At 73.4% G+C, this 24,184-nt stretch carries 21 protein-coding genes and 1 pseudogene; 6 read left to right on the top strand and 16 right to left on the bottom strand.

All coding sequences use genetic code 11. The annotated features are described in order from the left end of the window. Window positions 1–35 precede the first annotated feature (35 nt). Window positions 36–791: a decaprenylphospho-beta-D-erythro-pentofuranosid-2-ulose 2-reductase gene (gene dprE2 / locus ACK8N7_RS12945; protein ID WP_403216246.1), complete on the top strand. Its 756-nt coding sequence runs from the start codon at window positions 36–38 to the stop codon at window positions 789–791. A 15-nt stretch (window positions 792–806) separates the two neighbouring features. Here dprE2 and ACK8N7_RS12950 read toward each other — a convergent pair whose 3' ends face one another. Together ACK8N7_RS12950 and trpS are read right to left on the bottom strand one after the other, a co-directional pair. Further along, on the bottom strand, window positions 807–1,397 hold the full coding sequence (locus ACK8N7_RS12950; protein WP_391225857.1) for a 2'-5' RNA ligase family protein: 591 nt from the start codon (window positions 1,395–1,397) through the stop codon (window positions 807–809). Between the two features lie 102 nt (window positions 1,398–1,499). Further along, complete coding sequence (trpS, locus tag ACK8N7_RS12955; RefSeq protein ID WP_403216367.1) at window positions 1,500–2,492, bottom strand: tryptophan--tRNA ligase; 993 nt, start codon at window positions 2,490–2,492, stop codon at window positions 1,500–1,502. Between the two features lie 323 nt (window positions 2,493–2,815). On the opposite strand from trpS, the gene rocD reads away from it, so the two are divergent. Beyond that, on the top strand, window positions 2,816–4,021 hold the full coding sequence (gene rocD, locus ACK8N7_RS12960; protein WP_403216244.1) for an ornithine--oxo-acid transaminase: 1,206 nt from the start codon (window positions 2,816–2,818) through the stop codon (window positions 4,019–4,021). A 16-nt stretch (window positions 4,022–4,037) separates the two neighbouring features. On the opposite strand, the gene ACK8N7_RS12965 is transcribed toward rocD, so the two are convergent. Both ACK8N7_RS12965 and ACK8N7_RS12970 read right to left on the bottom strand, forming a co-directional pair. After that, the gene (locus tag ACK8N7_RS12965) at window positions 4,038–5,225 is read right to left on the bottom strand and encodes a glutathionylspermidine synthase family protein (protein WP_500442363.1); all 1,188 of its coding nucleotides are present in this window, start codon (window positions 5,223–5,225) and stop codon (window positions 4,038–4,040) included. Between the two features lie 5 nt (window positions 5,226–5,230). Continuing rightward, entirely contained in the window at window positions 5,231–5,506 is a 276-nt protein-coding gene (locus ACK8N7_RS12970; RefSeq protein WP_032756527.1) for a hypothetical protein, read from the bottom strand. 142 nt (window positions 5,507–5,648) lie between these two features. On the opposite strand from ACK8N7_RS12970, the pseudogene ACK8N7_RS12975 reads away from it, so the two are divergent. Further along, window positions 5,649–6,379, top strand: a pseudogene (locus ACK8N7_RS12975) (DMT family protein). Window positions 6,380–6,385: 6 nt separating this feature from the next. Here the strand turns inward: ACK8N7_RS12975 and pdxR are convergent. Further along, window positions 6,386–7,786 carry a MocR-like pyridoxine biosynthesis transcription factor PdxR gene (gene pdxR, locus ACK8N7_RS12980; RefSeq protein WP_500442365.1) on the bottom strand — a complete coding sequence of 467 codons (1,401 nt, stop codon included), beginning with the start codon at window positions 7,784–7,786 and terminating at the stop codon, window positions 6,386–6,388. Between the two features lie 47 nt (window positions 7,787–7,833). Here pdxR and ACK8N7_RS12985 point away from each other — a divergent pair, with 47 nt between their 5' ends. Then, on the top strand, window positions 7,834–8,370 hold the full coding sequence (locus tag ACK8N7_RS12985; protein WP_403216238.1) for a carboxymuconolactone decarboxylase family protein: 537 nt from the start codon (window positions 7,834–7,836) through the stop codon (window positions 8,368–8,370). A 31-nt stretch (window positions 8,371–8,401) separates the two neighbouring features. On the opposite strand, the gene ACK8N7_RS12990 is transcribed toward ACK8N7_RS12985, so the two are convergent. The 7 genes from ACK8N7_RS12990 to ACK8N7_RS13020 all read right to left on the bottom strand — a co-directional run bounded on the left by ACK8N7_RS12990 (window position 8,402) and on the right by ACK8N7_RS13020 (window position 16,338). Then, the gene (locus tag ACK8N7_RS12990; RefSeq protein ID WP_500442367.1) at window positions 8,402–9,424 is read right to left on the bottom strand and encodes a serine/threonine kinase C-terminal domain-containing protein; all 1,023 of its coding nucleotides are present in this window, start codon (window positions 9,422–9,424) and stop codon (window positions 8,402–8,404) included. Between the two features lie 3 nt (window positions 9,425–9,427). After that, on the bottom strand, window positions 9,428–9,841 hold the full coding sequence (locus ACK8N7_RS12995; RefSeq protein WP_403216234.1) for a hypothetical protein: 414 nt from the start codon (window positions 9,839–9,841) through the stop codon (window positions 9,428–9,430). Continuing rightward, window positions 9,838–11,724 carry an AbeC-like domain-containing protein gene (locus tag ACK8N7_RS13000; protein ID WP_500442369.1) on the bottom strand — a complete coding sequence of 629 codons (1,887 nt, stop codon included), beginning with the start codon at window positions 11,722–11,724 and terminating at the stop codon, window positions 9,838–9,840. Before ACK8N7_RS13000 ends, ACK8N7_RS12995 begins: the two co-directional genes overlap by 4 nt. A gap of 233 nt (window positions 11,725–11,957) precedes the next feature. Further along, window positions 11,958–12,947, bottom strand: a complete 990-nt coding sequence (locus tag ACK8N7_RS13005; RefSeq protein WP_500442371.1) for a malate dehydrogenase — start codon at window positions 12,945–12,947, stop codon at window positions 11,958–11,960. A 224-nt stretch (window positions 12,948–13,171) separates the two neighbouring features. Beyond that, the gene (locus ACK8N7_RS13010; RefSeq protein WP_403216230.1) at window positions 13,172–14,383 is read right to left on the bottom strand and encodes a helix-turn-helix domain-containing protein; all 1,212 of its coding nucleotides are present in this window, start codon (window positions 14,381–14,383) and stop codon (window positions 13,172–13,174) included. 414 nt (window positions 14,384–14,797) lie between these two features. Continuing rightward, window positions 14,798–15,433, bottom strand: coding sequence for a DUF3017 domain-containing protein (locus tag ACK8N7_RS13015; RefSeq protein WP_403216228.1), 636 nt, complete (start codon window positions 15,431–15,433; stop codon window positions 14,798–14,800). Window positions 15,434–15,456: 23 nt separating this feature from the next. Next, on the bottom strand, window positions 15,457–16,338 hold the full coding sequence (locus tag ACK8N7_RS13020; RefSeq protein ID WP_031127370.1) for a bifunctional methylenetetrahydrofolate dehydrogenase/methenyltetrahydrofolate cyclohydrolase: 882 nt from the start codon (window positions 16,336–16,338) through the stop codon (window positions 15,457–15,459). A 219-nt stretch (window positions 16,339–16,557) separates the two neighbouring features. Between ACK8N7_RS13020 and ACK8N7_RS13025 the strand changes: the two genes are divergently transcribed. Then, on the top strand, window positions 16,558–17,208 hold the full coding sequence (locus ACK8N7_RS13025) for an RDD family protein (RefSeq protein WP_403216226.1): 651 nt from the start codon (window positions 16,558–16,560) through the stop codon (window positions 17,206–17,208). Window positions 17,209–17,289: 81 nt separating this feature from the next. Here the strand turns inward: ACK8N7_RS13025 and ACK8N7_RS13030 are convergent, their stop codons facing one another. The 3 genes from ACK8N7_RS13030 to purN all read right to left on the bottom strand — a co-directional run bounded on the left by ACK8N7_RS13030 (window position 17,290) and on the right by purN (window position 21,176). Continuing rightward, window positions 17,290–18,819 carry a DUF2079 domain-containing protein gene (locus ACK8N7_RS13030; protein ID WP_403216225.1) on the bottom strand — a complete coding sequence of 510 codons (1,530 nt, stop codon included), beginning with the start codon at window positions 18,817–18,819 and terminating at the stop codon, window positions 17,290–17,292. Window positions 18,820–18,979: 160 nt separating this feature from the next. Next, complete coding sequence (gene purH, locus ACK8N7_RS13035; RefSeq protein ID WP_403216223.1) at window positions 18,980–20,533, bottom strand: bifunctional phosphoribosylaminoimidazolecarboxamide formyltransferase/IMP cyclohydrolase; 1,554 nt, start codon at window positions 20,531–20,533, stop codon at window positions 18,980–18,982. Continuing rightward, complete coding sequence (gene purN / locus ACK8N7_RS13040) at window positions 20,520–21,176, bottom strand: phosphoribosylglycinamide formyltransferase (RefSeq protein WP_403216222.1); 657 nt, start codon at window positions 21,174–21,176, stop codon at window positions 20,520–20,522. Before purN ends, purH begins: the two co-directional genes overlap by 14 nt. Window positions 21,177–21,427: 251 nt before the next feature. Between purN and ACK8N7_RS13045 the strand changes: the two genes are divergently transcribed. Next, on the top strand, window positions 21,428–22,357 hold the full coding sequence (locus tag ACK8N7_RS13045) for a hypothetical protein (protein WP_500442375.1): 930 nt from the start codon (window positions 21,428–21,430) through the stop codon (window positions 22,355–22,357). Here the strand turns inward: ACK8N7_RS13045 and ACK8N7_RS13050 are convergent. Then, complete coding sequence (locus ACK8N7_RS13050; RefSeq protein ID WP_500445740.1) at window positions 22,347–24,110, bottom strand: cell division protein PerM; 1,764 nt, start codon at window positions 24,108–24,110, stop codon at window positions 22,347–22,349. The genes ACK8N7_RS13045 and ACK8N7_RS13050 overlap by 11 nt on opposite strands. Window positions 24,111–24,184 lie beyond the last annotated feature (74 nt).

Genomic DNA, 24,184 nt, shown 5'->3' on the forward strand with positions numbered 1-24,184 from the left:
CTGGATCCGTGCCGCCCCCTGAAAAGGAGTGTTCCGTGAAGGACGCCTTCGGTGCCCCGCAGTCCCTGCTCGTCCTCGGCGGCACCTCCGAGATCGCCCTGGCCACCGCGCGCCGTCTGATCGCCCTGCGCACCCGCCGGGTCTGGCTGGCGGGCCGCCCCTCCCCCGCCCTGGAGGCGGCCGCCGTCGAGCTGCGCGACCGGGGCGCCGATGTGCGGACGGTCGCCTTCGACGCGCTGGACCCCGCCGCGCACGAGGAGGTGCTGGGCAAGGTCTTCGCGGAGGGCGACATCGATGTGGTGCTGATGGCGTTCGGGATCGCCGGGGACCAGGCGCGCGACGAGGAGGAGCCGGCGGCGGCGGTCCGGGTCGCCCAGACCAACTACACGGGGGCGGTCTCCGCGGGGCTGGTGTGCGCCGGCGCACTCCAGGCGCAGGGGCACGGTTCGCTGGTGGTGCTGTCCTCGGTGGCAGGGGAGCGCGCCCGGCGGGCCGACTTCATCTACGGCTCCAGCAAGGCCGGGCTCGACGCCTTCGCCCAGGGGCTCGGGGACGCCCTCCAGGGCACCGGCGTACAGGTGATGGTCGTGCGCCCCGGCGCCGTACGGGCCCGGGGTGTGGCCGGGCGGCCGGAGCAGCCGCTCACCACCACCCCGGAGGAGGTGGCCGGGGCGATCGTGACGGGGCTGCGACGGCGCTCGGAGACGGTGTGGGTGCCCGGTTCGCTGCGGGTGGTGATGTCGGCGCTGCGGCACGTCCCGCGCCCGCTGTACCGGCGGCTGCCGGTCTGAGGGGCGGCGGGGGTTTCAGGGCCGCAGTGAAGGCGCGTCGATCGAGTAGCCGCCCTGGGCCGGGACGGCGGGCGTGCCGCCCCCGGCGCCGAACGGGAAGTCCTTGATCTTGCGCCAGACGGCGTCCGCGCCCTGTTCGTACAGGGCGAAGGAGCCGCAGGTCCAGGCCGCCTCGTAGTCGGCGAGCTCCGCGTACGCCCGGTCCATCGCCTCTTCGGAGATGCCGTGCGCCACGGTGACGTGCGGGTGGTACGGGAACTGCAGCTCGCGCACCAGCGGCCCGGAGGCGTCCCTGACCCGCTTCTGCAGCCAGGAGCAGGCCGAGGCGCCCTCGACGACCTGGACGAAGACCACCGGGGAGAGCGGCCTGAACGTGCCGGTCCCGGAGAGCCGCATCGGGAAGGGGCGGCCGGCCGTGGCGATCCTGTCGAGGTGCGCCTCGATCGCCGACAGGTCGGCCGCATCCGCCTCGGTCGGCGGCATGAGGGTGACGTGGGTGGGAATGCCGTACGCGGCGGGATCCCCGAAGCTCGCGCGCCGCTCCTGGAGCAGGCTGCCGTAGGGCTCCGGGACCGCGATCGAAACGCCGAGCGTTACGGTCCCCACGTCGTTCTCCTCAATCGTCGATGGTCGGTTTCCGGCCTTGCGCCGCGACCTGCCGCCGCAAGTGTGGCCCCTTCGGCCGTGATCTCGCCAGAGTCCTTGGACTCAGTGCTTCGCGGGCAGGAGGCCCATCCGGTCGTACGTCTGCGCCAGGGTCTCGGCGGCGACGGCCCTGGCCTTCTCCGCTCCCTTGGCCAGGATGGAGTCCAGCGTCTCCGGGTCGTCCAGATATTCCTGGGTGCGGAGCTGGAAGGGGGTGACGAATTCCACCATGGCCTCGGCCAGGTCGGTCTTCAGCGCACCGTAGCCCTTGCCCTCGTACTTCCGTTCCAGGTCCTCGACGGAGCTGCCGGAGAGGGTGGAGAGGATCGTGAGCAGGTTGCTGACGCCCGGCTTCTTCTCCTCGTCGTAGCGGATCACCGTGTCGGTGTCGGTGACCGCGCTCTTCACCTTCTTCGCCGTGGCCTTCGGGTCGTCGAGGAGGTTGATGAGCCCCTTCGGCGTGGAGGCCGACTTGCTCATCTTGACCGCCGGGTCCTGGAGGTCGAGGATCTTCGCCGTCTCCTTGAGGATGTACGGCGCCGGGATGGTGAACGTCTGCCCGAACCGGCCGTTGAACCGCTCCGCGAGGTCGCGGGTCAGCTCGATGTGCTGGCGCTGGTCGCCGCCGACCGGGACCTGGTCGGCCTGGTAGAGCAGGATGTCGGCGACCTGGAGGACGGGGTAGGTGAAGAGGCCGACGGTGGCGCGGTCGGCGCCCTGCTTGGCGGACTTGTCCTTGAACTGCGTCATCCGGGAGGCCTCGCCGAAGCCGGTGAGGCAGTTCATCACCCAGCCGAGCTGGGCGTGCTCGGGCACATGGCTCTGGACGAAGAGCGTGCACCGCTCCGGGTCCAGGCCGGCCGCGAGCAGCTGCGCCACGGCGAGCCGGGTGTTGGCCCGCAGCTCGGCGGGGTCCTGCGGCACCGTGATCGCGTGCAGGTCCACGACCATGTAGAAGGCGTCGTGGGTCTCCTGCAGCGCCACCCACTGGCGCACCGCGCCCAGGTAGTTGCCGAGGTGGAACGAGCCTGCGGTGGGCTGGATCCCGGAGAGCACACGCGGACGGGCGGGCACGCCGGTGCGGCCCGTCTGCGGCTGGTCGGTGGAGAGCGCGGGGCGATCAGAGGCCATGGACCCATTGTCTCAGGTGCGGGGGCGATCTCCGGCAGCCGGTGCGGGGCGCAGCGGGGGCGCACCCACTCGGGTGCGGGGCCCGGGAACGCCCCGGGAGCGCGCGCCTGAGACGAAACACACATTCCGGCCGCCGGAGCACGCGCGGGCGGGCGCGCCGGAAAGTGAAGGTTTCCCCGCGCCGGATGCGACCGACGATACAAAGTGGGCACCACCCCCGCCCACGCCGCACGACGAACGGAGATCCCGTGTCCGCCACGGAAACCGCCATCGCCTCCGCCGAGGCGCACAGCGCGCACAACTACCACCCGTTGCCGGTCGTCGTGGCCTCGGCGGAGGGCGCCTGGATGACCGATGTCGAAGGGCGCCGCTACCTCGATCTGCTCGCCGGGTACTCGGCGCTCAACTTCGGCCACGGCAACCGCCGTCTGATCGACGCGGCCAAGGCCCAGCTGGAGCGGGTGACGCTGACCTCCCGGGCCTTCCACCACGACCGGTTCGCCGATTTCTGTACGCGGCTGGCCGAGCTCTGTTCCATGGAGATGGTGCTGCCCATGAACACCGGGGCGGAGGCCGTGGAGACGGCGGTGAAGACCGCCCGTAAGTGGGGCTACCGGGTCAAGGGCGTCCCGGACGGGATGGCGAAGATCATCGTGGCCTCGGACAACTTCCACGGCCGCACGACGACGATCATCAGCTTCTCCACGGACCCGGAGGCGCGGGCCGACTACGGCCCGTACACCCCGGGGTTCGAGATCGTGCCGTACGGGGATCTCACCGCGCTCCGGGAGGCGATGACGGAGAACACCGTGGCGGTGCTGATCGAGCCGATCCAGGGCGAGGCCGGGGTTCTGGTGCCGCCGGCCGGCTATCTGCCCGGGGTGCGGGAGCTGACCCGGGAGCGGAACGTGCTCTTCATCGCGGACGAGATCCAGTCGGGTCTTGGGCGTACCGGGAAGACGTTCGCGTGCGAGCACGAGGGCGTGGTTCCGGACATGTACGTGCTGGGCAAGGCGCTCGGCGGCGGGGTGGTGCCGGTGTCGGCCGTCGTCTCATCGGCGGACATCCTCGGCGTGTTCAGGCCGGGCGAGCACGGCTCCACCTTCGGCGGGAACCCGCTGGCGTGTGCGGTGGCGCTGGAGGTGATCGCGATGCTGCGGACCGGCGAGTACCAGGAGCGCGCCGCCGAGCTGGGCGACCACCTGCACCGGGAGCTGGGGCTGCTGACCGGGGGCGGCGCGGTGGAGGCGGTACGCGGCCGGGGGCTGTGGGCGGGCGTCGACATCGCGCCCGCCCTGGGCACCGGCCGGGAGATCTCCGAGCGGCTGATGGAGGAGCGGGTGCTGGTGAAGGACACCCACGGCTCGACGATCCGGATCGCGCCGCCGCTGGTGATCAGCAAGGAGGACCTGGACTGGGGGCTCGACCGGCTGCGGGCGGTGCTCAGCGCCTGAGCCCTTCAAAAAGAGGTCAGAGGATGACGTGGGGCAGGAAGCGGGCGTACTCGTCCGTGACCGGCCCCGCCGATTCCCGGATGCCGAGCCCGGCCGCCTCGTCCTCGACGACCCAGGCCCCGAGCACCACCCGGTTGCCGTCGAGGTCGGGCAGCGGTGCCAGCTCCTGGTAGCAGCACGGCTCGTCGCGCGGGACCGCCGGGGAGCCGGGCCCGTGCAGGTCGACCCCGGCGCCCTCGCGGCCGAGCAGCGGCTTGGAGACGTACCCCGCACCGCCGGGTCCGGCCAGCTCGCGGGGTCCGTCGAGATAGGAGGGGAGCAGGTTCGGGTGGCCCGGGTACAGCTCCCACAGGACCGCCAGGAGCGCCTTGTTGGAGAGCAGCATCTTCCAGGCGGGCTCGATCCAGCAGGTGGTGCCGGAGCCGCCGCCGTTGTCGAGGGTGTCCAGCACCTGCGGCCCGAAGCGGTCCGTGGTCAGCCACTCCCACGGGTAGAGCTTGAAGCAGCTGCGGATGAAGCGGAACCGGTCGTCGACGAACCGCCCGCTCAGCCGGTCCCAGCCGATCTCCTCCACCGATAGCGCCTCGGTCTCCAGCCCGGCCTGGGCGGCGGTCTCGCGCAGATACGCGACCGTCATCAGGTCCTCGCCGGCCTCGTCGCCCTCCGAATGGACGAAGTGCAGCGGACCCGGCGGCAGGAGGGACGCCTGCCGCTTCCAGGCGTCGACCAGCCGCTCGTGCAGGGAGTTCCACTGGTCGGCGCCGGGGAACCGCTCCTCCATCCAGAACCACTGCGGACTGGCGGCCTCCACCAGGGAGGTCGGGGTGTCGGCGTTGTACTCCAGCATCTTCGCCGGGCCGCTCCCGTCGTACCGCAGGTCGAACCGCCCGTACAAGGAAGGCAGTTCGTCACGGCGCCGCCAGGACTCGGCGACCAGGGAAACCAGGCGCGGATCGGTGATGGAGAGGTCGGCGAAGCGGTCGTGCTCGACGATGTGCGCGGCGGCGGCCAGGCACATCGTGTGCAGCTCCTCGACGGTCTCCTCCAGCGCCTCGACCTCGGGCAGCGAGAAGACGTAGTAGGCGCTCTCGTCCCAGTAGGGGCGCAGCGACCCGTCCGGGTAGCGGGTGAGCGGGTAGACGAGCCCCTGGGACTCGACGGTCTCCTGCCAGCCGGGGCGCGGCGCGATGGTGCGGCGCTCCACCGGGCTCAGCCTCCGCCGGACTTGGTGCAGCCGAAGCCGCCCCGGTCGACCGCCGACTTGTCGAAGCTGCCGCCCTGTACCTTGCCGTCGCCGCTCTTGCCGCCGCCGTAGTAGTACGAACCGCTGCCGCCGCTGCGGCACTCGGAGCTCGGCAGGGTCCTCTGGGTGGTCCGGTCGGCGCAACGCCGGTCGGGTTCCGATCCGCAGGATGTGATCGTCAGGGCGAGCAGCCCCATTCCGCCGAGCACGACCGTGCTCGACCTCAACCTCCGCTTGGCCATGTCCGGTTCTCCCCCGTGGTACGTGATCCGGCCCGGTACCCCGTTCATCACCGGACCTCTTGTCAGACTAGTTCGACGGTCGGCCGGACCGGAACCCGTGAGGTGAACCGCCGCCCGGTACATTCCTTTTGTGCTTCTCGGGATGATCTGTGCGCTCGGTGCCGCCCTCTGCTACGGGACGGCCTCCGTCCTCCAGGCGATCGCCGCGCGGGCCGCCACCAGGCCCGATTCGGGGGCGGGCGTGGACCCCGCGCTGCTGCTCCGGGGGGTGCGGCGCTCGCCGCGTCCCTCGCGGTCACGGCGGTGGTGGCCGCCCGGCTGCTGGCGGTCCGGCTGAGCTCCACGGAGTGGGCGGCGGTGGCGGTGGTCTGCGCGGGGCTCGGGATGCTGGGGCTCGCCTCGGGTGCGGAGGGCGACCGGCCGGGTCCGGAGTGGCTGCCGTGGGCGACGATCGCCGCCGCGCTGGGGGTGCTGGTGCTCGGCGCGGTGGGCGGGCGGCTGCCGACGCGGGGGCGGGCGCTGGGCCTGGGGGCCGGGTTCGGCTTCGGGGTGGTGGAGGTGGCGGTGCGGCTGGTCGACGGTGTGTCGCCGGGGGCGCTGGTGCGGAACCCGGCGGTGTACGGGCTGCTGCTGGGCGGGGCGGCGGCGTTCCTGCTGCTGACCTCGGCGCTGCAGAAGGGGTCGGTGACCACGGCGACGGCCGGGATGGTGCTCGGCGAGACGGTCGGCCCGGCGCTGGTGGGGGTGGTGTGGCTGGGCGACGGGACCCGGCCGGGGCTGGGGTGGCTGGCCGTGACCGGTTTCGCGGTGGCGGTGGCGGGGTCCCTGGCCCTGGTCCGCTTCGGCGAGGCGCCGGAGCCGGCTCACCCTTGACCCCTGTTACGGCAGCACCCGGCACAACGCGTCCAGCGCACCCGCCCACGCGCTCTCCGACGGGGAGCCGTAGCCGATCACCAGCGCGTCGCGGCCGACCGGGGCGTCGGGGTGCCGGTAGGTGGCGAGACCGTCCAGCCGCAGGCCCTGGAAGGCCGCCGCCTGGACCACCGAACGCTCGGTGCCCGGCGGGAGTTCGAGGACCGCGTGCAGCCCGGCCGCGATACCGCTGACCTCGATGCCCGGCGCGCGTTCGGCGAGCGCCGCCACCAGCTGGTCGCGGCGGCGCCGGTAGCGCAGCCGCATGGAGCGCACATGCCGGTCGTACGCCCCCGAGGCGATGAACTCCGCGAGCGTCAGCTGGTCGAAGGCGCCGGACATCCAGTCGGACGCGCCCTTCGCCGCCACGACCTCCCCCACCAGCCCCCGGGGCAGCACCATCCATCCCAGGCGCAGGCCTGGGGCGAGCGACTTGGAGGCGGTGCCGAGGTAGACCACCCGTTCGGGGTCCAGGCCCTGGAGGGCGCCCACGGGTTGGCGGTCGTAGCGGAACTCGCCGTCGTAGTCGTCCTCCAGGATCAGGCCCCCGGTGGAGCGGGCCCAGTCGACGGCGGCGGCCCGCCGGTCCGGATGGAGGGGTACGCCGGTGGGGAACTGGTGCGCCGGAGTCAGCAGGACCGCCCCCGTACCGCGCATCGCGGCCAGCTCCCCGGTCCGCGAGCCGAGGTGGTCCAGCTCAAGCCGGGGCGTGTTCAGCCCGGTGCCGATGAGGAGGTCGCGGTGCAGGTCGAGACCGTACGACTCGACGGCGAGGTCCCGCACCCGGCGGCGGCGCAGGACCGTGCCCAGCAGCATCAGCCCATGGACGAAGCCGGAACAGATCACAATGCGTTCCGGGTCGGCGTGGACCCCGCGCGACCGGGCCAGATACTCAGCCAGCACCGTGCGCAGCTCGACGCGCCCGCGCGGGTCGCCGTAGTCGAACGCCTCGTCGGGCGCCGCGGTGAGCGCCTTGCGGGCGGCCCGGAGCCAGGCGGTGCGCGGGAAGGACGACACGTCCGGGGAGCCCGGCTTCAGGCTGTGGCCGGTGCGCGGGCGGGCCGGCCGGGTGCGGGCCGCCACCGGGGCCGCCCGGCGCGGCGCGGACCGCTGCGCGACCCGGGTCCCCGAGCCCTGCCGGGCGGTGAGCCAGCCCTCGGCGACCAGTTCGGCGTAGGCGTCGGCGACCGTGTTGCGGGCGACGCCCAGGTCGGCGGCGAGCGCCCGGGAGGACGGCAGCCGGGTGCCGGGGGTCAGCCGCCCGCTGCGCACCGCCTCCCGCAGGGCCTCCATCAGCCCGCTGCGCACCCCCGTACCGACCGGCTCCAGATGCAGGTCGGCGCCGAAAGTGGCCCAGGAATCCGTCATGGGAATGGACCATACCGGGGTGCCACCGGGCCCGTACCGTCAATGCCATGACGACGACACCCGCACACCACACCCACGCCCACGCAGCCACCGGCACCGATGCCCCGTACGCCCCCGAGCACCCCGCCCGGATGCCCTGGGCCCAGCTGGCCCCCGAGGTCTACAAGGCGATGGTCCGGCTCGACGCCGCCTCCCGGAAGGGACTCGACCCGCTGCTGCTGGAGCTGGTGAAGGTCCGGGCCTCGCAGCTCAACCGGTGCGCGCTCTGCCTGGACATGCACTCCAAGGACGCCATCGCCGCGGGCGAGAGCGTCGAGCGGATCATCCAGCTGAGCGCCTGGGACGAGTCGCGGCACTTCTACACGGAGAAGGAGATCGCGGCGATCGAGCTGACCGAGGCCATCACCGTCCTGACCGACGGATTCGTCCCGGACGAGGTGTACGCGCGGGCCGCCGAGCACTTCGAGGGGGCCGAACTGGCCCAGCTGATCGCCGCGATCACGGTGATCAACGCCTGGAACCGCTTCGGGGTCGCCACCCGGCAGGTCCCCGGCCACTACACGCCCGGAGACCTCAAGCACTGACCGCTCCGCCGGAAGAGCTCCGGCCGCTCGGTCAGAAGGGGCTGTCGTACGGGTCGAAGTGCGTCACGGCGGTGGAGAGGATCTCCTCGTGGCGCGGCCACTGCTCGTCGGGGGCGGCCACCAGCACGGCGTAGAGGCGGCCGTCCGACGCGGTGAAGACCCGCTCGGCGACCTGGCGGCGGCCGCCGGAGTCCTCGCTGTCGTACGCGTACACCAGCTCGGCGGCCTCGCCTCCGAGCGGGTTGTCGACGGCGCCGATGCGGACCTCCTCGAAGCCGGGGCTCACGCTGCGGTCCTCCGAGGCCGCGCGCACCGCCTCCAGGGCGGTCATGCCGGGCTCGGACACCCGGAAGACCTGGAGCAGTTCGCCGGAGCCGAAAGGCGCGTAGAACACCCCGCCGGTCTTCTGCGTGCGTTCGCCCCACTCCTCGGGCACTGCGATCCGGAAACCCTCCTCGTCGTCCCGGGTGACGAATCCGGGCGGCGGATCCCCGGCGTCCGGGGACTCGGTGCCGGTGGCGCCGGAGGTCTCGGACGCGGCGTCCCCGGTGCCGTCGGGAATGCCGGTGCCCGGGTCGCCGTCCGGGACGGCCGGGTCGGTGGCCTCCTCGGCCGGGGCGCTCGCCGTCCGGCCCCGGGCGTCGTCCCGGCCGCCGTCACCACCGCCGCCGACCGTGAACCAGAGCGCCGCCGCACCGGCCGCGAGCACGGCCACGGCGAGCCCGGCGGTCAGCGGGGTGATCCGCTCCCGCACCGTCCGGGAAGCGGTCGCCGGCCCGTGGGTCCCGGTGATGTTGTTGTACGGGCCCGGCGGCCCCTGCACGACGTAGGGCCCGGTCTCCGCGTACGGGTCGGGGACCGTCGGCAGCACCGTGGGGACCACCGGCGACGCGGAGGTGTCCTCCGGCGACGCGACCGGGGACCCCGGCGGCACGGGCGGCACCACCGGGGCGGCCGAGGGCGGCGGGGGCGGCGGCGGGGTGTAGGCGCGCCGCGGCTCGGTCTCCCAGCTCTGGGTCTCGTCGTTCCAGCGCACCCCACCGCCCCCGGTCACCGGTCAGCCTCCCAGCAGGGCGCGCAGCGCCTCGGCCACCGCGACGCCGGACGCCAGGGTTCCGGTGAGCGCCCCGGCGGCGGTCAGGGCCTGCTGGAGGCGGGCCAGCCGGCCGGGCTCGGCCGCGCCCGCCGTCTCGATCTCGTCCGCCACCGAGACCAGTTCGGCGTCCAGCACCTCCGTGGTGTCGGAGGCGACGAACCGGGCGAGATCCGCGCGGAGTTCCTGCACGGCCCGCAGCAGTTCGGCCTGGGCCTCGTCGGCGGGTCCGGCGTGCTGGTGCTGGGTGACGGTGTTGTGGTCGCCGACGGCGAAGGCGCTTCCGGTCACCGAACCGATGTGCACGGTGCGCTGCGGCTGCGACTGTTGCGGCTGCTGGTCGCCAGGGGTCGGGCCGGAGGCCGGGCCGGGGGTCATTTCTCTCCTGCTTTCCGCTGGGGGCCGGGGGGCGCGGCGGGGCCGTTCCCGGTGCCGGGGCTCTTCGTGGCGCCGGGGGCCTTCCCGCTGCCGGGGCCCTTCTTCGCGCCGGGGGCGGCCGGGCCGGCCGGGGCCGTCGGGCCGGAGCGCCTGATGTCGTTGTGATCGCCGATGCCGATCGCGCTGTCCTTCGCGGACTCGATGAACACGCCGCCCGCACCGATGTTGACGATCTTCTGCTCGAACTCGTCGGTCTCCCAGCCGGCTTCGCGCAGGGCGAGCCGGACTCCGGCGTTCACCCGGTCCTCGATGCTCTTCAGATACCGGTTGATGTCCATGTCCTGGAAGAGCGAGGCCTCTTCGTCGGCGCCCAGCTCCCGGACGGAGAACGCGGGCCCCTCGGCCAGCGCACCGCTGTTCCCTGCGGTGAGGAGCTTCCAGCCGCTCGCCACGCCGCGGCCCAGGGTGACGAGGGAGCGCGCCAGCGAGGCCGGGGTGCGGGTCAGCGCCCAGACCGCCTTGCCGAACCAGTTGTTGTTGCGGTGCCGGTGGGCGGCCCGGTCGGCGTCGCGGAACAGCGGGTGCACCGGCATCAGGACGTGCGGGGCCACCTCCAGCATCAGCATCCCGCCCTGGGTGTGGACCCGGACGAAGACGGTGACGACGACCTCCTCGTTCCAGCCGCCGACCCGGATGCGCAGGAAGTGCCGCCGGCCCTCGCCGCCCTCCTCGACGGCGCGGCCGCGGTGTTCCTCGAACGCCCCGGGACCGTACGGGGCGCTCTCGCGCCGGGGCAGGCCGGCCACCGGCAGGAAGACGCACTCGTCGACCACCAGCTCGCGCAGCCGGTCCCGGACGGCGGCCGCGCCCTCGGCGGAACCGTGCGAGGAGGGCACCCGCAGGCCCTCCAGCAGCGGCACGATCCGGCGCAGGATCCGGGCGTTGTCGAGTGGCTCGGTGGGGCCCTCCTCGCTCGGCCGGAGCTCGACGGTGAGGTTCCACGTGCCGTAGGGCGTGCCCATTCCGCAGAACGGGTTCCGCTCGCCGTACAGGATGACGGGGGCGTGCTGCTCCAGCCGGATCCGCTGCTGGAGCCGCCGGAAGCGGTCGCCCGCCGCGTGCTCGGCCTGGTCGGCCGCGAGGTCGGGGAAGTTCTTCCGGGACAGCTCGTCGGTCATCACCCGGGCGAACTGGCCGTGCTGGAGGCCGACCAGGCCCCCGATGACGGCGAGGAAGAAGAGGACCGCCCAGGCGGCCCCGGTGGCGGACCCTTCGGAGAGGCTGCCGGTGATCAGGGCGAAGCCCAGGTCGGAGGCGTCCGGCGGGGTGTCGGAGAAGCTGTCGGACCCGGAGGCTCCCGGGCCGTACGAGCCGGAGAACTCGTCCGGGTCGGAGTCACCGTCGAACAGGCCGAGGGCCGAGGCCAGCACCCAGAGCCCGACGAGGAGCAGGAAGAGCCGCCCGTACCAGCGCATGAGGAACGCCGCGGCCCGCCGGTAGACCGGGGGGCTGGGGGCGGACCCCCGCACCCAGGGCGCGAGGGCCAGCAGGATGCACGGGAAGAACAGCGCGCCGATGACGCCCCCGGTGAGGACGGCGCCGAGCAGCCAGGCCGCCAGGATGCCCGCAGCCCAGGCCAGTTCGGTGCGGCGGGCGCGCAGGGCGTGGGCGAGGACGCGGGCTGCGTCGAAGCCCGTCGACGGGGCGACGACGCACTGCTCCTGGACGTACAGCTGGTCGATGACCGCGTTCCGGTAGCCGTCGTGCAGATGGACCCCGGCGCACAGCAGCCTGCTCGCCTCGCTCGTGGCGGGGTGCACGGGCGGCTTCCCGAGCAGATCGTCCTGGCCCCGCGACGGCCGCGGCACGGCACTCCCGGTCACCGGTTCCTCTTTCCCCTGATGCGTCGCGCCGGCCACGGTCTGTCGGGCCCTTCCCCGGCCTTACGGGCAGGCGGCGGGAACCGAAGATCGAAAGGGGCCAATGTAAGCGAGGCCGGGACCGCCCGGGGAGTCGATTGTCGGCCATATCGATCCGGGGCCACCGGGCGGGGAAAAGCCGAAGCGCCCCCGGCGGCAGAGGCTGCCGGGGGCGCTCGGTGTGGTGCGGGTGCGGATCAGATGAGACCGAGCTCGCGGACCGCGTCGCGCTCCTCGGTGAGCTCCTTGACCGACGCGTCGATGCGCGTACGGGAGAACTCGTTGATGTCCAGACCCTGGACGATCTCGTACTTTCCGTCCTTCGTGGTGACCGGGAAGGAGGAGATGATCCCCTCGGGGACGCCGTAGGAGCCGTCCGACGGGATGCCCATCGAGGTCCAGTCGCCCTCGGCGGTGCCGTTGACCCAGGTGTACACGTGGTCGATGGCGGCGTTGGCGGCCGAGGCGGCCGAGGACGCGCCACGGGCCTCGATGATCGCGGCGCCGCGCTTGGCGACGGTCGGGATGAAGGTGTCGCCCAGCCATACCTCGTCGTTGACGACCTCGGCGGCGTTCTTGCCGGCGATCTCCGCGTGGAAGATGTCCGGGTACTGGGTGGCCGAGTGGTTGCCCCAGATCGTCAGCTTCTTGATGTCGGAGACGGCGGCACCGGTCTTGGCGGCCAGCTGCGAGATCGCGCGGTTGTGGTCCAGGCGGGTCATCGCGGTGAAGCGCTCGGCCGGTACGTCGGGGGCGGCGGCCTGCGCGATGAGCGCGTTGGTGTTGGCCGGGTTGCCGACGACGAGGACCTTGATGTCGTCCGCGGCGTTGTCGTTGATGGCCTTGCCCTGCGGCTTGAAGATGCCGCCGTTGGCGGCGAGCAGGTCGCCGCGCTCCATGCCCTTGGTACGCGGGCGGGCGCCGACGAGCAGGGCCACGTTCGCCCCGGCGAAGCCGACGTTCGGGTCGTCGGTGATCTCGATGCCCCGCAGCAGCGGGAAGGCGCAGTCGTCGAGCTCCATCGCGGTGCCCTCGGCGGCCTTGAGGCCCTGCGGGATCTCCAGGAGGCGCAGGATGACCGGCACGTCCGGGCCGAGCAGGTGGCCGGAGGCGATGCGGAAGAGCAGCGCGTAGCCGATCTGGCCGGCAGCGCCGGTCACGGTGACATTCACGGGAGTGCGGGTCATGGCGGTCTCCGTAGACAGCTGGCGGTGGGGGTCCCGGCCCCTGGTGCCGGACCCTGGTGCGGGAGACCCCTTCGCGCCCGAGCAATCTTGACGTGAAGAGATATCCGGCGGCCAGGCTATCGGACCCGGAGAGGGCGGGCCGCCCGGCCCCCTGTGGCACCGCACACAGCCGGTCACACACCGCACGCGGGACACACCCTGCTTGGCGTCACGCGGGACACCCCCTACGTGGTGCACCCCTTCGTGCCCGAGGTGAGCGTCGCGCAGGCCTTCGCGTCGGCCGCCTTCTTCACCGCGACCATCGGCGTGTACGCCTCCGTGACCGCGACCTCGCCGTTCTGGTCGTCCGCCGCCGCGCCGCCGGTGATCGTCACGGTGTCGCCGAGGGCCGCCTCGGTGAGCCGGGCCCAGGCGGCGGAGCAGACCTCGCTGTACCGGACCTCGACCCGGGCACCGCCGACCTGGGCGGTGGAGACCGTACGGGCGTAGTCGCCGCCGCATCCCATCTTGTCGGGGTTCTGGCCGGCGCAGTCGGCACCCTGGCACTCGACGCCGACGGGCAGTTCGGGGGCGGGCGCCTCGGTCGAGGGGGCGGGGGTGGGGGTGGCCGCCGGGGGCGGGGTGGCCTTGGCGGGCTCGTCGCCGCTGGGCGCGAGCATCACCGCGCCGACGATGACGACCAGGGCTCCGGCCGCACCGACGGCGAGCATGATCGCCTTGCTGCGGCTGCCGGAGGGCCGCCCCTCGGCGCCGCCGCTCCGCTTCGCGTCCGCCCGCCGCCCGCCCTGCCGCTGCTGCGGGACCGGGGGGACGGTGCCGCGCTGTGCGGGGACGAAGGGGGCGCGTCCGTCGGAGCGGTGGGCATCGGTGCCGTACGCGTCGTGGGCGTCGGCCCCGTGGCCGCCGGGGCGGTCGCCGTCCGGGCCCGGCCGGTCGGCGCCGTAGCCGTCAGATCCGTAGCTGTCCGGCCCGTAGCCGTCGGGCCCGTAACCGTCCGGCCCGGCCGTGGTGGAACCGCGCGGGGCGGAGCCGGCCGCGCTGTGCCGGCCGCCGGCGGCCCGGCCGGGGCCGCCGCCCCTGCCGCCCGCCGCCGGGTCGCTCGCGCCGAGCGCCTCGCGCGCCTGGGTGATGCGGATGGCCTCGATCGTCATGTCGTGGCGCATCTCGGCCCGGCTCCAGGCCCGCTCGGCCAGCTCCCACATGGTCGTGAGGTGGTGCTGCGGGGTGCTCGTCACATCGGCGAGGGCCACGACGGCGCGGCGCGGGGGGAGCAGCCGGCCGTTGAGGTACCGCTCCCAGGACGTCTTGCTGAACCCCGTGCGGTCGGCCACCGCGTTGATGTTCAGCCCGCTGCGGTCCACGAGCCTGCGCAGCTGGCTCGCGAACTCCCTGATCTGCGGGTCGAGTTCTTCGGGCAGTGCCTTCCAACGAGGCATGGCGTCGTTCCCCCCTTGTATCCCCCGGTGCATCCCCGGACGTGCTTCCTGTGCCCCCGCTGCGGCCGGTCCCGCCGGCCGGTGCGTCCCCCGGACCGGTCAGCTGTTCGTCCGTTGCGCCGTGCCAGTCTGCCATCGTTGCGCGGCGATCACACCGTGCCGGAATGGTCACTTCCGTGCCACAGGCCCCAGGGGAACCTTGTGGCGGCCTTCCGTGTCCATGACGCTTGAGCCGGGACGGGGCAAGGCCGCTCACTCCGCCGCATACCGGGGCTGGCACCCCGGAAGCCCCGAACCGTGCCGTCCGTCCCTCCTCGGGGGTGGGGACGGGCGCCCCGGGCGGGCACCTCCTGACGGGTGCCCGCCCGGGCCCCACGGCCTGTCGTTCCCACGGACCGGCAGGGCCTGGCCGTTCTAACGGATCGTGAAGCGGACCGCGTTCTCCAGGATCGGGACGTCCAGCCACGGCTCCGGCTGCGCGACCAGCGCGAGCAGCACGATGAGGGTGCCCATCAGCCCGTACGTCACCAGGTCGGTGAAGCGGGACCGCACCGCGAGCATGCCCACCGACGGCACCACCCAGCGCAGCACCGCTCCGGCGATCAGCGCCGCGCCGATCAGGATGGTGCCGATGCGGAACGCCTCCGCGAACGGGTCCAGGGCCACGATCAGCAGGCCGGCGCCCGCCGTGCAGAGCACGGTGAGCAGAGGCCACTGCCGGGCCGGAGCGGGCGCGTCGCCCGGGGCGGCCCGGCCGCCGCCCTCGGGTCGGGCGGTGTCACGCGTGAAGAGCGGGAACCGCCGGGACCTGCGGGGCGCCGCCGCCTCACCGCCCGGCTCGGCGGAGGTGGAACCGCTGCCCGACTCTCCGGCCTCGGGCCCACTCCCCGACTGTCCGGCCTCGGGCCCGCCGCCCGGCCGTCCGGCCTCGGGCCCGCCGCCCGGCTCCGTGTTCCCGGTCGCCGTGGAGCCGCCCTCCGCGGCGGAATCCGGCCCGTCGGCCTCCCGGCCCGCCGAGGCGGGGTCGGCCGGACTCGTACCAGCGCCCATGGCGTTCCCTCCGGATCCGGCCGTCAGCCCGCGGCAGCCGCGTCGGCGGCCTCGGCCGCGGTCCGCTCGGCCGCCTCGACCACGTTGACCAGCAGCTGGGCGCGGGTCATCGGGCCCACACCGCCGGGGTTCGGGGCGACCCAGGCCGCCACCTCGCGGACCCCCGGGTGCACATCGCCGACGATCTTGCCGTTCTCGTCCCGGCTGACGCCGACGTCGAGCACGGCCGCGCCCGGCTTGACGTCCTCGGGCTTGATCAGGTGCTGCACCCCGGCGGCGGCGACGATGATGTCGGCCTGCCGCAGGTGCGAGGAGAGGTCCCGGGTGCCGGTGTGGCACTGGGTCACCGTGGCGTTCTCCGACTTCCGGGTCAGCAGCAGCGGGATCGACCGGCCGATGGTGACACCGCGTCCGACGACCACGACGTGCGCCCCGTCGATCTCCACGCCGTGCGCGCGGAGCAGCTGGACGACGCCCTGCGGGGTGCAGGGCAGCGGGCCGGTCTCGTTGAGGACGAGGCGGCCGAGGCTCATCGGGTGCAGCCCGTCCGCGTCCTTCTCCGGGTCCATCAGCTCCAGGATCCGGTTGGTGTCGATGCCCTTGGGCAGCGGCAGCTGCACGATGTACCCCGTGCACTCCGGGTCGGCGTTGAGCTCCCGTACGACCTCCTCGATCTCCTCCTGGGTGGCGGTGTCGGGGAGTTCGCGCTGGATGGAGCCGATGCCGACCTCGGCACAGTCGCGGTGCTTGCCGTTCACGTACCAGCGGCTGCCCGGGTCGTCCCCGACGAGCAGGGTTCCGAGGCCGGGAGTGATCCCCTGCGCCTTGAGGGCCGCCACACGGACGGTCAGATCGGATTTGATCGCGGCAGCGGTGGCCTTGCCATCGAGAATCTGGGCAGTCATGGACCCATCCTCGCGGATGACCCCGCCCGCATACCAATTGCCTCCGCCCCGCCCCTGGCCGAGATTGCACTTGCACAACGTCCTCCGCCCCGGACTGGACAAACGCGGGTCGCGCTTATAACGATGAAGGCCGCGGTTGTACGGGGGGCGGGCCGCTGAACGTCGTCCTTCCTCCGTGTGGCCATCCGTCCCCACACGTCTGTTGAAGGAACACCCCATATGAGCTTCGGCGACCCCAACAACCCGTACGGGCAGCAGCCCGGCCAGCCTCCCCAGGGCCCGCCGCAGGGACAGCCCGGTTACGGGTATCCGCAGCAGGCTCCGCAGGGCGTCCCGCAGCAGGGGTACGGCTATCCGCAGCAGCAGCCGGGGTACCCGCAGCAGCCGCCGGGCTATCCGCAGCAGCCCGGCCAGCCCTACGGCGGCGGCTACCCGCAGGGGCAGCCCGGCTACGGCGGCGGTATGCCGGAGCTGGCGCACTGGGGTCTGCGGGCGGGCGGGCTGATCATCGACGGCCTGATCATCGGCGCCCCGTACCTCCTCTTCGTCGGCATCGGCGGCGCCATGGGGGACGCGGCGGGCGGCTTCATCGCCCTGATCGGCGTCCTCCTGATGATCGGCCTCTCCCTCTGGCAGCTGTACCAGGAGGGCACCACCGGCCAGACGATCGGCAAGAAGGCCGTGGGCATCCGCGTGCTGCGCGAGGCCGACGGCCGCCCGCTGGGCTTCGGTATGGCCTTCGTGCGCCGCCTGGCCCACTTCCTGGACAGCATCGCCTGCTACATCGGGTGGCTGTGGCCGCTGTGGGACGAGAAGAAGCAGACGTTCGCGGACAAGGTCTGCTCGTCGGTGGTCATCCGCTCCAAGTGACCCTCGCCGCTCGGCGCTCGCTTCGAAGGCCGCACCCGTCCACCGGTTGCGGCCTTCGCGCGTACGGGCCCGGGGCCGGGCTCAGTCCCCCCGTACGCCCGGGATCTCGGCCGGCTCCGGAGTCGTACGCTCCATCACCACGAAGCTGCCGCCCCGGTGCCTGAGCTGGTAGCGCGCCTCGGGGTGGAGCTGCTCGGCGTACGCCACCGGGTCCTGGATCGGGCGTGACCAGCCGAAGTCCAGGTTGATGGCGACGATGTCCGGCGCGGTGCCCGGGGCGCCCCCGATCCAGTAGACGGTCCGGTCGGAGGTGAGGTGGGCCATGAGGGTGATGTCCGTCTCGACCCGCGCCCCGGCCGGGATGGCCTTCAGCGCCGCACGGGCCATTTCGGTGCGGGCGTCGGTGCTGTAGGTGTCCGGGCGCAGCAGGTCGCGCAGCGGCAGGTACTGGGCCATCGCCACGGCGATCGCGACGGAGACGGGGACGACGACCTTCGCGTACGAGGCGAGCCAGGGGCGGTGCGATCCGCGGCTGCGGCGGACGCCGTCGGCCATCGCCAGGAAGAGCACGGGCATCAGGATCGCGCTGTAGTGCCAGACCATGCCCCAGTGGTTGCTGTCCTGCGACAGCAAACGCCAGCCGAGCGTGGGAACGATCAGCAGGGTCAGCGGCGAACGCAGCGCCATGAACGCGGTGATGCCGACCAGGAAGACCAGCATCTCGATCTTGACGGAGGAGTTCAGGACGCCGAGGAGGGAGTCCGCCATCGAGACGTCCTGCTCGCCCTTCTTGTCGATCTTCTGCCAGTAGTCGTACGTGCCCGCGCTGCTGGCCGCCGGGATGAGGACCATGAGGGTGACCACGAAGGCGGCCACCCCGAACGCGGCGAGCAGCGCGCCCTGGAGGCGGCGCCCGTGGACGAAGAGCAGGAAGCCGACGACCGCGACGGTGGCGCCGAGGTCCTCCTTGACCAGGACCAGCGGCAGCGACCAGAGGAGCGCGGCCGTCCACCGCTTCAGGAGCAGCGCCCGGCAGACGAGGGCGAGCAGCGGGACGGCGAAGGCGATCTCGTGGAAGTCGGCCTTCACCGCCTCCTGGATGCCCCAGGAGAGCCCGTACGCGACGGTGACGCAGAGCCCGGAGCGGCCGCCGAGGAGCTGCTGGGTGGTGCGGCCGACGACGACCGCGCCGAGCGCGAAGAGCGCGGCCTGGGCGAAGAGCAGGGCCTCGGCCGAGGGCCAGAGCCAGTACAGCGGGGCCAGCAGCGCGACGATCGGGGAGAAGTGGTCGCCGAGGATCAGATAGCCGGGGCCCTTGATGTCGACGACCGGGGCCCTGAGGTCCGCGTACGCCCGTACCTCCTGCTCGAAGATCCCGAGGTCCCAGGAGGGCGAGCCGAACCGGCTGTACTGGAGGTAGGAGTAGAGGAAGTAGATCCCGCAGAGGATCGCGGCGACGATCACATACGGGCGCAGGGGCACGCGTTCGGCAGTGGCGGCGGCGTCCGGGGCCGGGGAGTCGCCCGCCGGGCGGGCGTCCGGCCCCGACCCCTGGGCGGGCAGCCGCCCCGGTCCCGGCCGGTCCGTTCCACTCTTGTTCAGCTCAAGCACGGTGACTGCCCCCGCTAGGGATTCCGGCTGTTCTTCGGATACGGCCGCTCATCGGATACGGCCGTTCATTAGAACAGAGCGGCGAGGCGATTCCGTACGACGGACACGGCCGTGGCCGCACCCCTTCACCGGGTGCGGCCACGGGTCGTACGGGTGCCGGTCAGTGGAAGAAGTGGCGCGTCCCGGTGAAGTACATGGTGACGCCCGCCTTCTTCGCGGCCTCGATCACCAGCTCGTCGCGGACGGAGCCGCCGGGCTGGGCGACCGCCTTGATGCCGGCGGCGGTGAGGATCTCCAGGCCGTCGGGGAAGGGGAAGAACGCGTCGGACGCGGCGTACGAACCGGCCGCGCGCTCCTCGCCCGCCCGCTCGACGGCGAGCTTCGCGGAGTCGACCCGGTTGACCTGGCCCATGCCGACGCCGACCGAGGCGCCGTCCTTGGCGAGCAGGATCGCGTTGGACTTGACCGCGCGGGACGCCTTCCAGGCGAAGGCCAGCTCCTTCAGCTCCGCCTCGGAGAGCGCGTCGCCGGTGGCGAGCGTCCAGTTGGCCGGGTCGTCGCCCTCGGCCTGGAGGCGGTCGGTGACCTGGAGCAGCGCCCCGCCGTCGATGGCCTTGACCTCGACCGTGGTGGCCGGGGCGCCGGGGGCGCGCAGCACGCGGATGTTCTTCTTGCGGGCGAGCACCTCGACCGCGCCGTCCTCGTACGCCGGGGCGACGATGACCTCGGTGAAGATCTCCGCGACCTGCTCGGCCAGCTCGACCGTCACCGGGCGGTTGACGGCGATGACCCCGCCGAAGGCCGAGAGCGGGTCGCAGGCGTGGGCCTTGCGGTGCGCCTCGGCGACGTCACCGGCGATCGCGATGCCGCACGGGTTGGCGTGCTTGATGATCGCGACGCACGGCTCGGCGTGGTCGTACGCGGCCCGGCGCGCGGCGTCGGTGTCCGTGTAGTTGTTGTACGACATCTCCTTGCCGTGCAGCTGCTCCGCCTCGGCCAGACCGCCGGTGCCCGAGGTGTAGAGGGCGGCGGGCTGGTGCGGGTTCTCGCCGTAGCGCAGGACGTTCTTACGGGTGAGGGCGTCGCCCACGAACTCCGGGAGGCCCGAGTCGTCGGCGGGCGCGTAGCCGTCCACGAACCAGGAGGCCACGGCCACGTCGTAGGCGGCGGTGTGCTGGAACGCCTCGGCGGCCAGCCGCTTGCGCGCGGTGAGGTCGAAGCCGCCCGCCTTCACTGCCGCGAGGACGTCCCCGTACCGCTCGGGGCTGGTCACCACGGCGACCGAGGGGTGGTTCTTGGCGGCGGCGCGGACCATGGAGGGGCCGCCGATGTCGATCTGCTCGACGCACTCGTCGTCGGAGGCGCCGGATGCGACGGTCTCCTTGAACGGGTAGAGGTTCACGACCACCAGGTCGAAGGGCTCGACGCCGAGCTCGGCGAGCTGCTCGCGGTGGGTGTCCAGGCGGAGGTCGGCGAGGATGCCGGCGTGGACGCGGGGGTGCAGCGTCTTGACGCGGCCGTCCAGGCACTCGGGGAAGCCGGTGAGCTCCTCGACCTTGGTGACCGGTACTCCGGCGGCGGCGATCCGCCCGGCGGTGGAGCCGGTGGAGACGAGCTCGACGCCCGCCTCGTGCAGACCGCGGGCGAGGTCTTCGAGCCCCGTCTTGTCGTAGACACTGACCAGGGCGCGGCGGATGGGCTTATTCACCGACATGACCGAGATGAACCTTTCGTCCCTCAATGCGATGACCGTCACGGGCGATCCGCCCCACGGCCTCGACGAGCAGTGTGCGCTCGACTTCCTTGATGCGTTCATGAAGGGCGGCTTCGCCCTCCGGGGTGTCCTCCTCGGTCACCTCGACCACGCCCTGCGCGATGATCGGACCGGTGTCGACGCCGTCGTCGACGAAGTGGACGGTGCAGCCCGTGACCTTGACGCCGTACGCGAGTGCGTCACGCACTCCGTGGGCGCCGGGGAAGCTGGGCAGCAGGGCGGGGTGGGTGTTGACGGTCCGGCCGCCGAAGGCGGCGAGGAACGCGGGGCCCACGATCTTCATGAAACCGGCGGAGACGACGAGGTCGGGACGGTGCTCGGCCACGGCCGCGGTGAGCGCCGCGTCCCACTCCGCACGCGTCGCGTGGTCCTTGAGTCTGCACACGAACGTGGGGATCGAGGCCCGCGCGGCGCGCTCCGCCCCGCCGGTCCCGTCGCGGTCCGCGCCGACGGCGACGATCTGCGCTCCGTACGCCGCCGGGTCGTCGCCGATGGCGTCGAGCAGGGCCTGGAGGTTCGTACCGGATCCGGAGACCAGCACGACCAGCCGGGCGGGAGGGGCGGAGGGGGGCGGGGAGGCCACGTCTGGGCCCTTTCTCGCGTGGTGACACAGGTGCGGGGAAGCTCTTTGTAGGGTCGTACGAAAGAATCGCTTCGCCCGATACGGGGAACCCTACGAACGGGCCGACCGTCAGCAACGATACCGGCACACCCGGCGGCCCCCACGGGACGGGGGCGGGACCGGGAGGTAGCGTCAGGGGACAGCGAACCGTCCACCGGGCGGACGAACCGTCCTTCGGACGGACATGACGAGATGGGGAAGACGTTCACCACATGCCGGACCGACGCCGTCGCACCGCCTTCCGCCTCCCGTTGCCCGCGCGGGCCGCTCTGCTGACGCGGGAACGCCAGTCCTCTTCGCCGGACTCCTCCTCGGGTTCCTCGCCCGCCACCGGCCCCTCCGGTTCCTCCGGTTCTTCGGGTGCCTCCGGTTCCCCCTCGTCACCGGAGGCTCCCGCGAAGCCGGCCGACGACAATCCGTTCGCCCCGCCACCCGCCGACCGGCCCGACCAGCCGTGGCAGCCGCGCCACCCCTCGGGCTCGTCCGCCTCCGGTTCCGGATCCGGTGAGAACGGGGACGGGGACGGGAATTCCGGTGGCCGCCCGTCCTGGGGCAGCCAGTGGAGCAACAAGCAGCCCGGCCGGGGTGGCGGCGGCTTCGGCGGCCGCTCCGGCCAGAACGGCCCGGGCGGCAAGGGCGGACCCGACGGCGGCCCCGGCGGGATGCGCTGGGACCCGGCCGACCCCGTCCAGCGGCGCGCCCGCTATGCGCTGCTCGGCGGTATCTGGTCCGTCTTCTTCGCGCTCTTCGACCTCACGGAGATCGCCCTGCTGCTGGGCGCGCTCTCCGTGTACTGGGCCGTCAGCTCGCTGCGCGCCCAGCCCAAGAGCCCGGCCGCGACGCACCGTACGACGGTCGGCGCCCTCACGGGGGCCGAAGCTCCGGCCCCGGGTGACGGGGGTGGACCGCCGGTGGCCACCACGCCCCAGTCCAGCGACCGCCGCCCCCAGACCACGGCGGCGATCAGCGGTCTGGTGACCGCCCTGCTGGCCCTGATCATCGTGATCACGACGTACACGGTGCAGCTCGTCTACCGCGACTACTACACCTGCGTGAACGACGCCCTGACCAAGACCGGCGCGGTGGCCTGCAACGACCAGCTGCCGAAGCCGCTGGAACCGCTCTTCGGCGTCAAGGAGTAGGACCCCGGTCCTCCCGGTCTGCGGCCTCCGCGGACGGCTCCTCGGTGCGCGGGGCGGCCGGGACACGGGCGGGGAAGTCGGCCATCAGTCCGCCCGAGCTCTGCTTGAGGGAGGCCCACCGGGCCTCCCTCACCTCTTTCTCGTGCCAGGGGTCGGTCGGCAGGAAGTCGTACGGCTCGAAGCCCGCGTCGTCCGGGGCCGCACCGCCCGCCGGGGCCGCACCGCCCGCCGGGGCCGCACCGCCCGCCGGGGCCGCACCGCCCGCCGGGGCCGTCGGAGCCGGGCTCTCCTGAGCGGCGGCCTCACCCGGCCCGCTCTTGCGCCACGGCGCCCACCAGCGACGCGGCGGCCGGTCGGTCGCTTCCTCCTCCGCCTCCTCCTTCGTCTTCGTCTTCGTCTTCGCCTCAGGCGCGGGGCCGGGCTTCCGTCCGGCGGGCTCCACCGCCTCCTCCCCGGCCTTCTCCTCCGGCAGGTCCCTGCGCCAGGCCCAGCCCGGTTCGCGCAGCCGCCACACGCGCAGGAGCAGGGCCGCCGGTACGCCGACGGCCGCCGTCCACACCAGCGCCGCCGGCCCCGTCAGCCACCACACGGGCCCGAACGCGCTGAGCGCCCCCGACCCCAGCGGGCCGCCCGCCACCGCCGTGAACAGCGCCGTACCGGCTCCGCACCCCAGCGCGGCCAGCCCGGTCACCAGCACGGTCTCGCGCGGGCTCCAGGCCTGCGCGCGCGGGGCGTCGGCGGGGGCCGCCCTGCGTACGGTGCACCAGGCGACCGCCAGCGCGGCCACGACCGGCACCGCGAGGGCCGCCCAGGTCAGCGGGGCGGCCGGGCCCTCGGCCGGTACCGCCGCCAGCAGCGGGAAGTCCGGCACGGCCGGGGTCCCGGTGAGGCCGAACGGGGTGGCCGTGGCCCCCGTACCGAGCGCGAAACCGGGGCCGAGCCCGTACGCGGCACCCCACAGCGCGGCGTTCGGCACCAGCGCCGCGCCGAGCAGGAGCACCGCGAACCGCCCCGACCAGTCACCGGAGAGCGCCAGGAAGGACTCCTGCGCCGCCGCCGCGTTCCGCCCCAGGGCCGCCGCCACCAGGAGCGCGCCCCCGCCGAACAGCACCGCCGCCCCCACCGCCGCCGCCCGGCACGCGGCCTCGGCCCGGTTGCGGAAGAGGGTCCGCGCGAGGGCCTCCTGGAGCACGAGGGGCGACCAGGACGGCAGCGGCCCGAGCGGCCGGCCGGCCGCCGTCCACACCCCGGCCGCCGCCGCACCGGCCACCACCAGCGCCACCGGAAACGCCAGCGTGTCCGGGACCACGCGCAGCGACCCGCCCCGCGCGTAGGCGGCCGCCCCCGCCGCGACCAGCAGGTATCCCGCGGTCACCGCACAGAAGGCGCCGGTCTGCGAGGGCCTCGGCCGCCCCTCCTCCGGCTCCGCCGCATCACGCGCCGCCCGGTGGACCAGCCAGACGGGACCCGCCACCAGGAGCAGCGGAACCACGCCGACGGGAGCCGGCACGCCGCTGAGGGTGTCGGGCCGCACGAGTTCGGCGCCGTGCGCGAGCAGCCAGACCGCGGCCGCCGTGCGCAGCGCGCCGCCGGGTCCGCTGTCCGGGTACGGGGAGCTGATCCAGAGCACGGTCACCAGCACGGCCAGCGAGCCGAGACCCAGCCCGGCGGCGACTCCACCCCGCAGGAAGGCGGAGGCCAGGGCGAGGGTCCTGGCCCGCTCGGCCGGCAACATCGGGCTGCGTTCGGTCATTTGGGTCACGCCGCCCATGCTCCCAACGACACGCGCTTATTTCGCGTAACGCGCGAACAGCCGCTGTGTCGCTC

This window comes from Streptomyces griseobrunneus, assembly GCF_046713465.1.
Classification (GTDB): domain Bacteria; phylum Actinomycetota; class Actinomycetes; order Streptomycetales; family Streptomycetaceae; genus Streptomyces; species Streptomyces microflavus.

Bases quoted from the DNA above. Each gene is read 5' to 3' on its own strand.
- ACK8N7_RS13050 (WP_500445740.1), bottom strand. From the start codon at position 24,110: ATGACCGAACGCAGCCCGATGTTGCCGGCCGAGCGGGCCAGGACCCTC.
- ACK8N7_RS13005 (WP_500442371.1), bottom strand. From the start codon at position 12,947: ATGACCCGCACTCCCGTGAATGTCACCGTGACCGGCGCTGCCGGCCAG.
- ACK8N7_RS12970 (WP_032756527.1), bottom strand. From the start codon at position 5,506: ATGGCCAAGCGGAGGTTGAGGTCGAGCACGGTCGTGCTCGGCGGAATG.
- ACK8N7_RS13045 (WP_500442375.1), top strand. From the start codon at position 21,428: ATGCCGGACCGACGCCGTCGCACCGCCTTCCGCCTCCCGTTGCCCGCG.
- ACK8N7_RS12995 (WP_403216234.1), bottom strand. From the start codon at position 9,841: ATGACCCCCGGCCCGGCCTCCGGCCCGACCCCTGGCGACCAGCAGCCG.
- ACK8N7_RS13010 (WP_403216230.1), bottom strand. From the start codon at position 14,383: ATGCCTCGTTGGAAGGCACTGCCCGAAGAACTCGACCCGCAGATCAGG.
- purH (WP_403216223.1), bottom strand. From the start codon at position 20,533: ATGTCGGTGAATAAGCCCATCCGCCGCGCCCTGGTCAGTGTCTACGAC.
- ACK8N7_RS12985 (WP_403216238.1), top strand. From the start codon at position 7,834: ATGACGACGACACCCGCACACCACACCCACGCCCACGCAGCCACCGGC.
- pdxR (WP_500442365.1), bottom strand. From the start codon at position 7,786: ATGACGGATTCCTGGGCCACTTTCGGCGCCGACCTGCATCTGGAGCCG.
- ACK8N7_RS13025 (WP_403216226.1), top strand. From the start codon at position 16,558: ATGAGCTTCGGCGACCCCAACAACCCGTACGGGCAGCAGCCCGGCCAG.
- ACK8N7_RS13020 (WP_031127370.1), bottom strand. From the start codon at position 16,338: ATGACTGCCCAGATTCTCGATGGCAAGGCCACCGCTGCCGCGATCAAA.
- ACK8N7_RS13015 (WP_403216228.1), bottom strand. From the start codon at position 15,433: ATGGGCGCTGGTACGAGTCCGGCCGACCCCGCCTCGGCGGGCCGGGAG.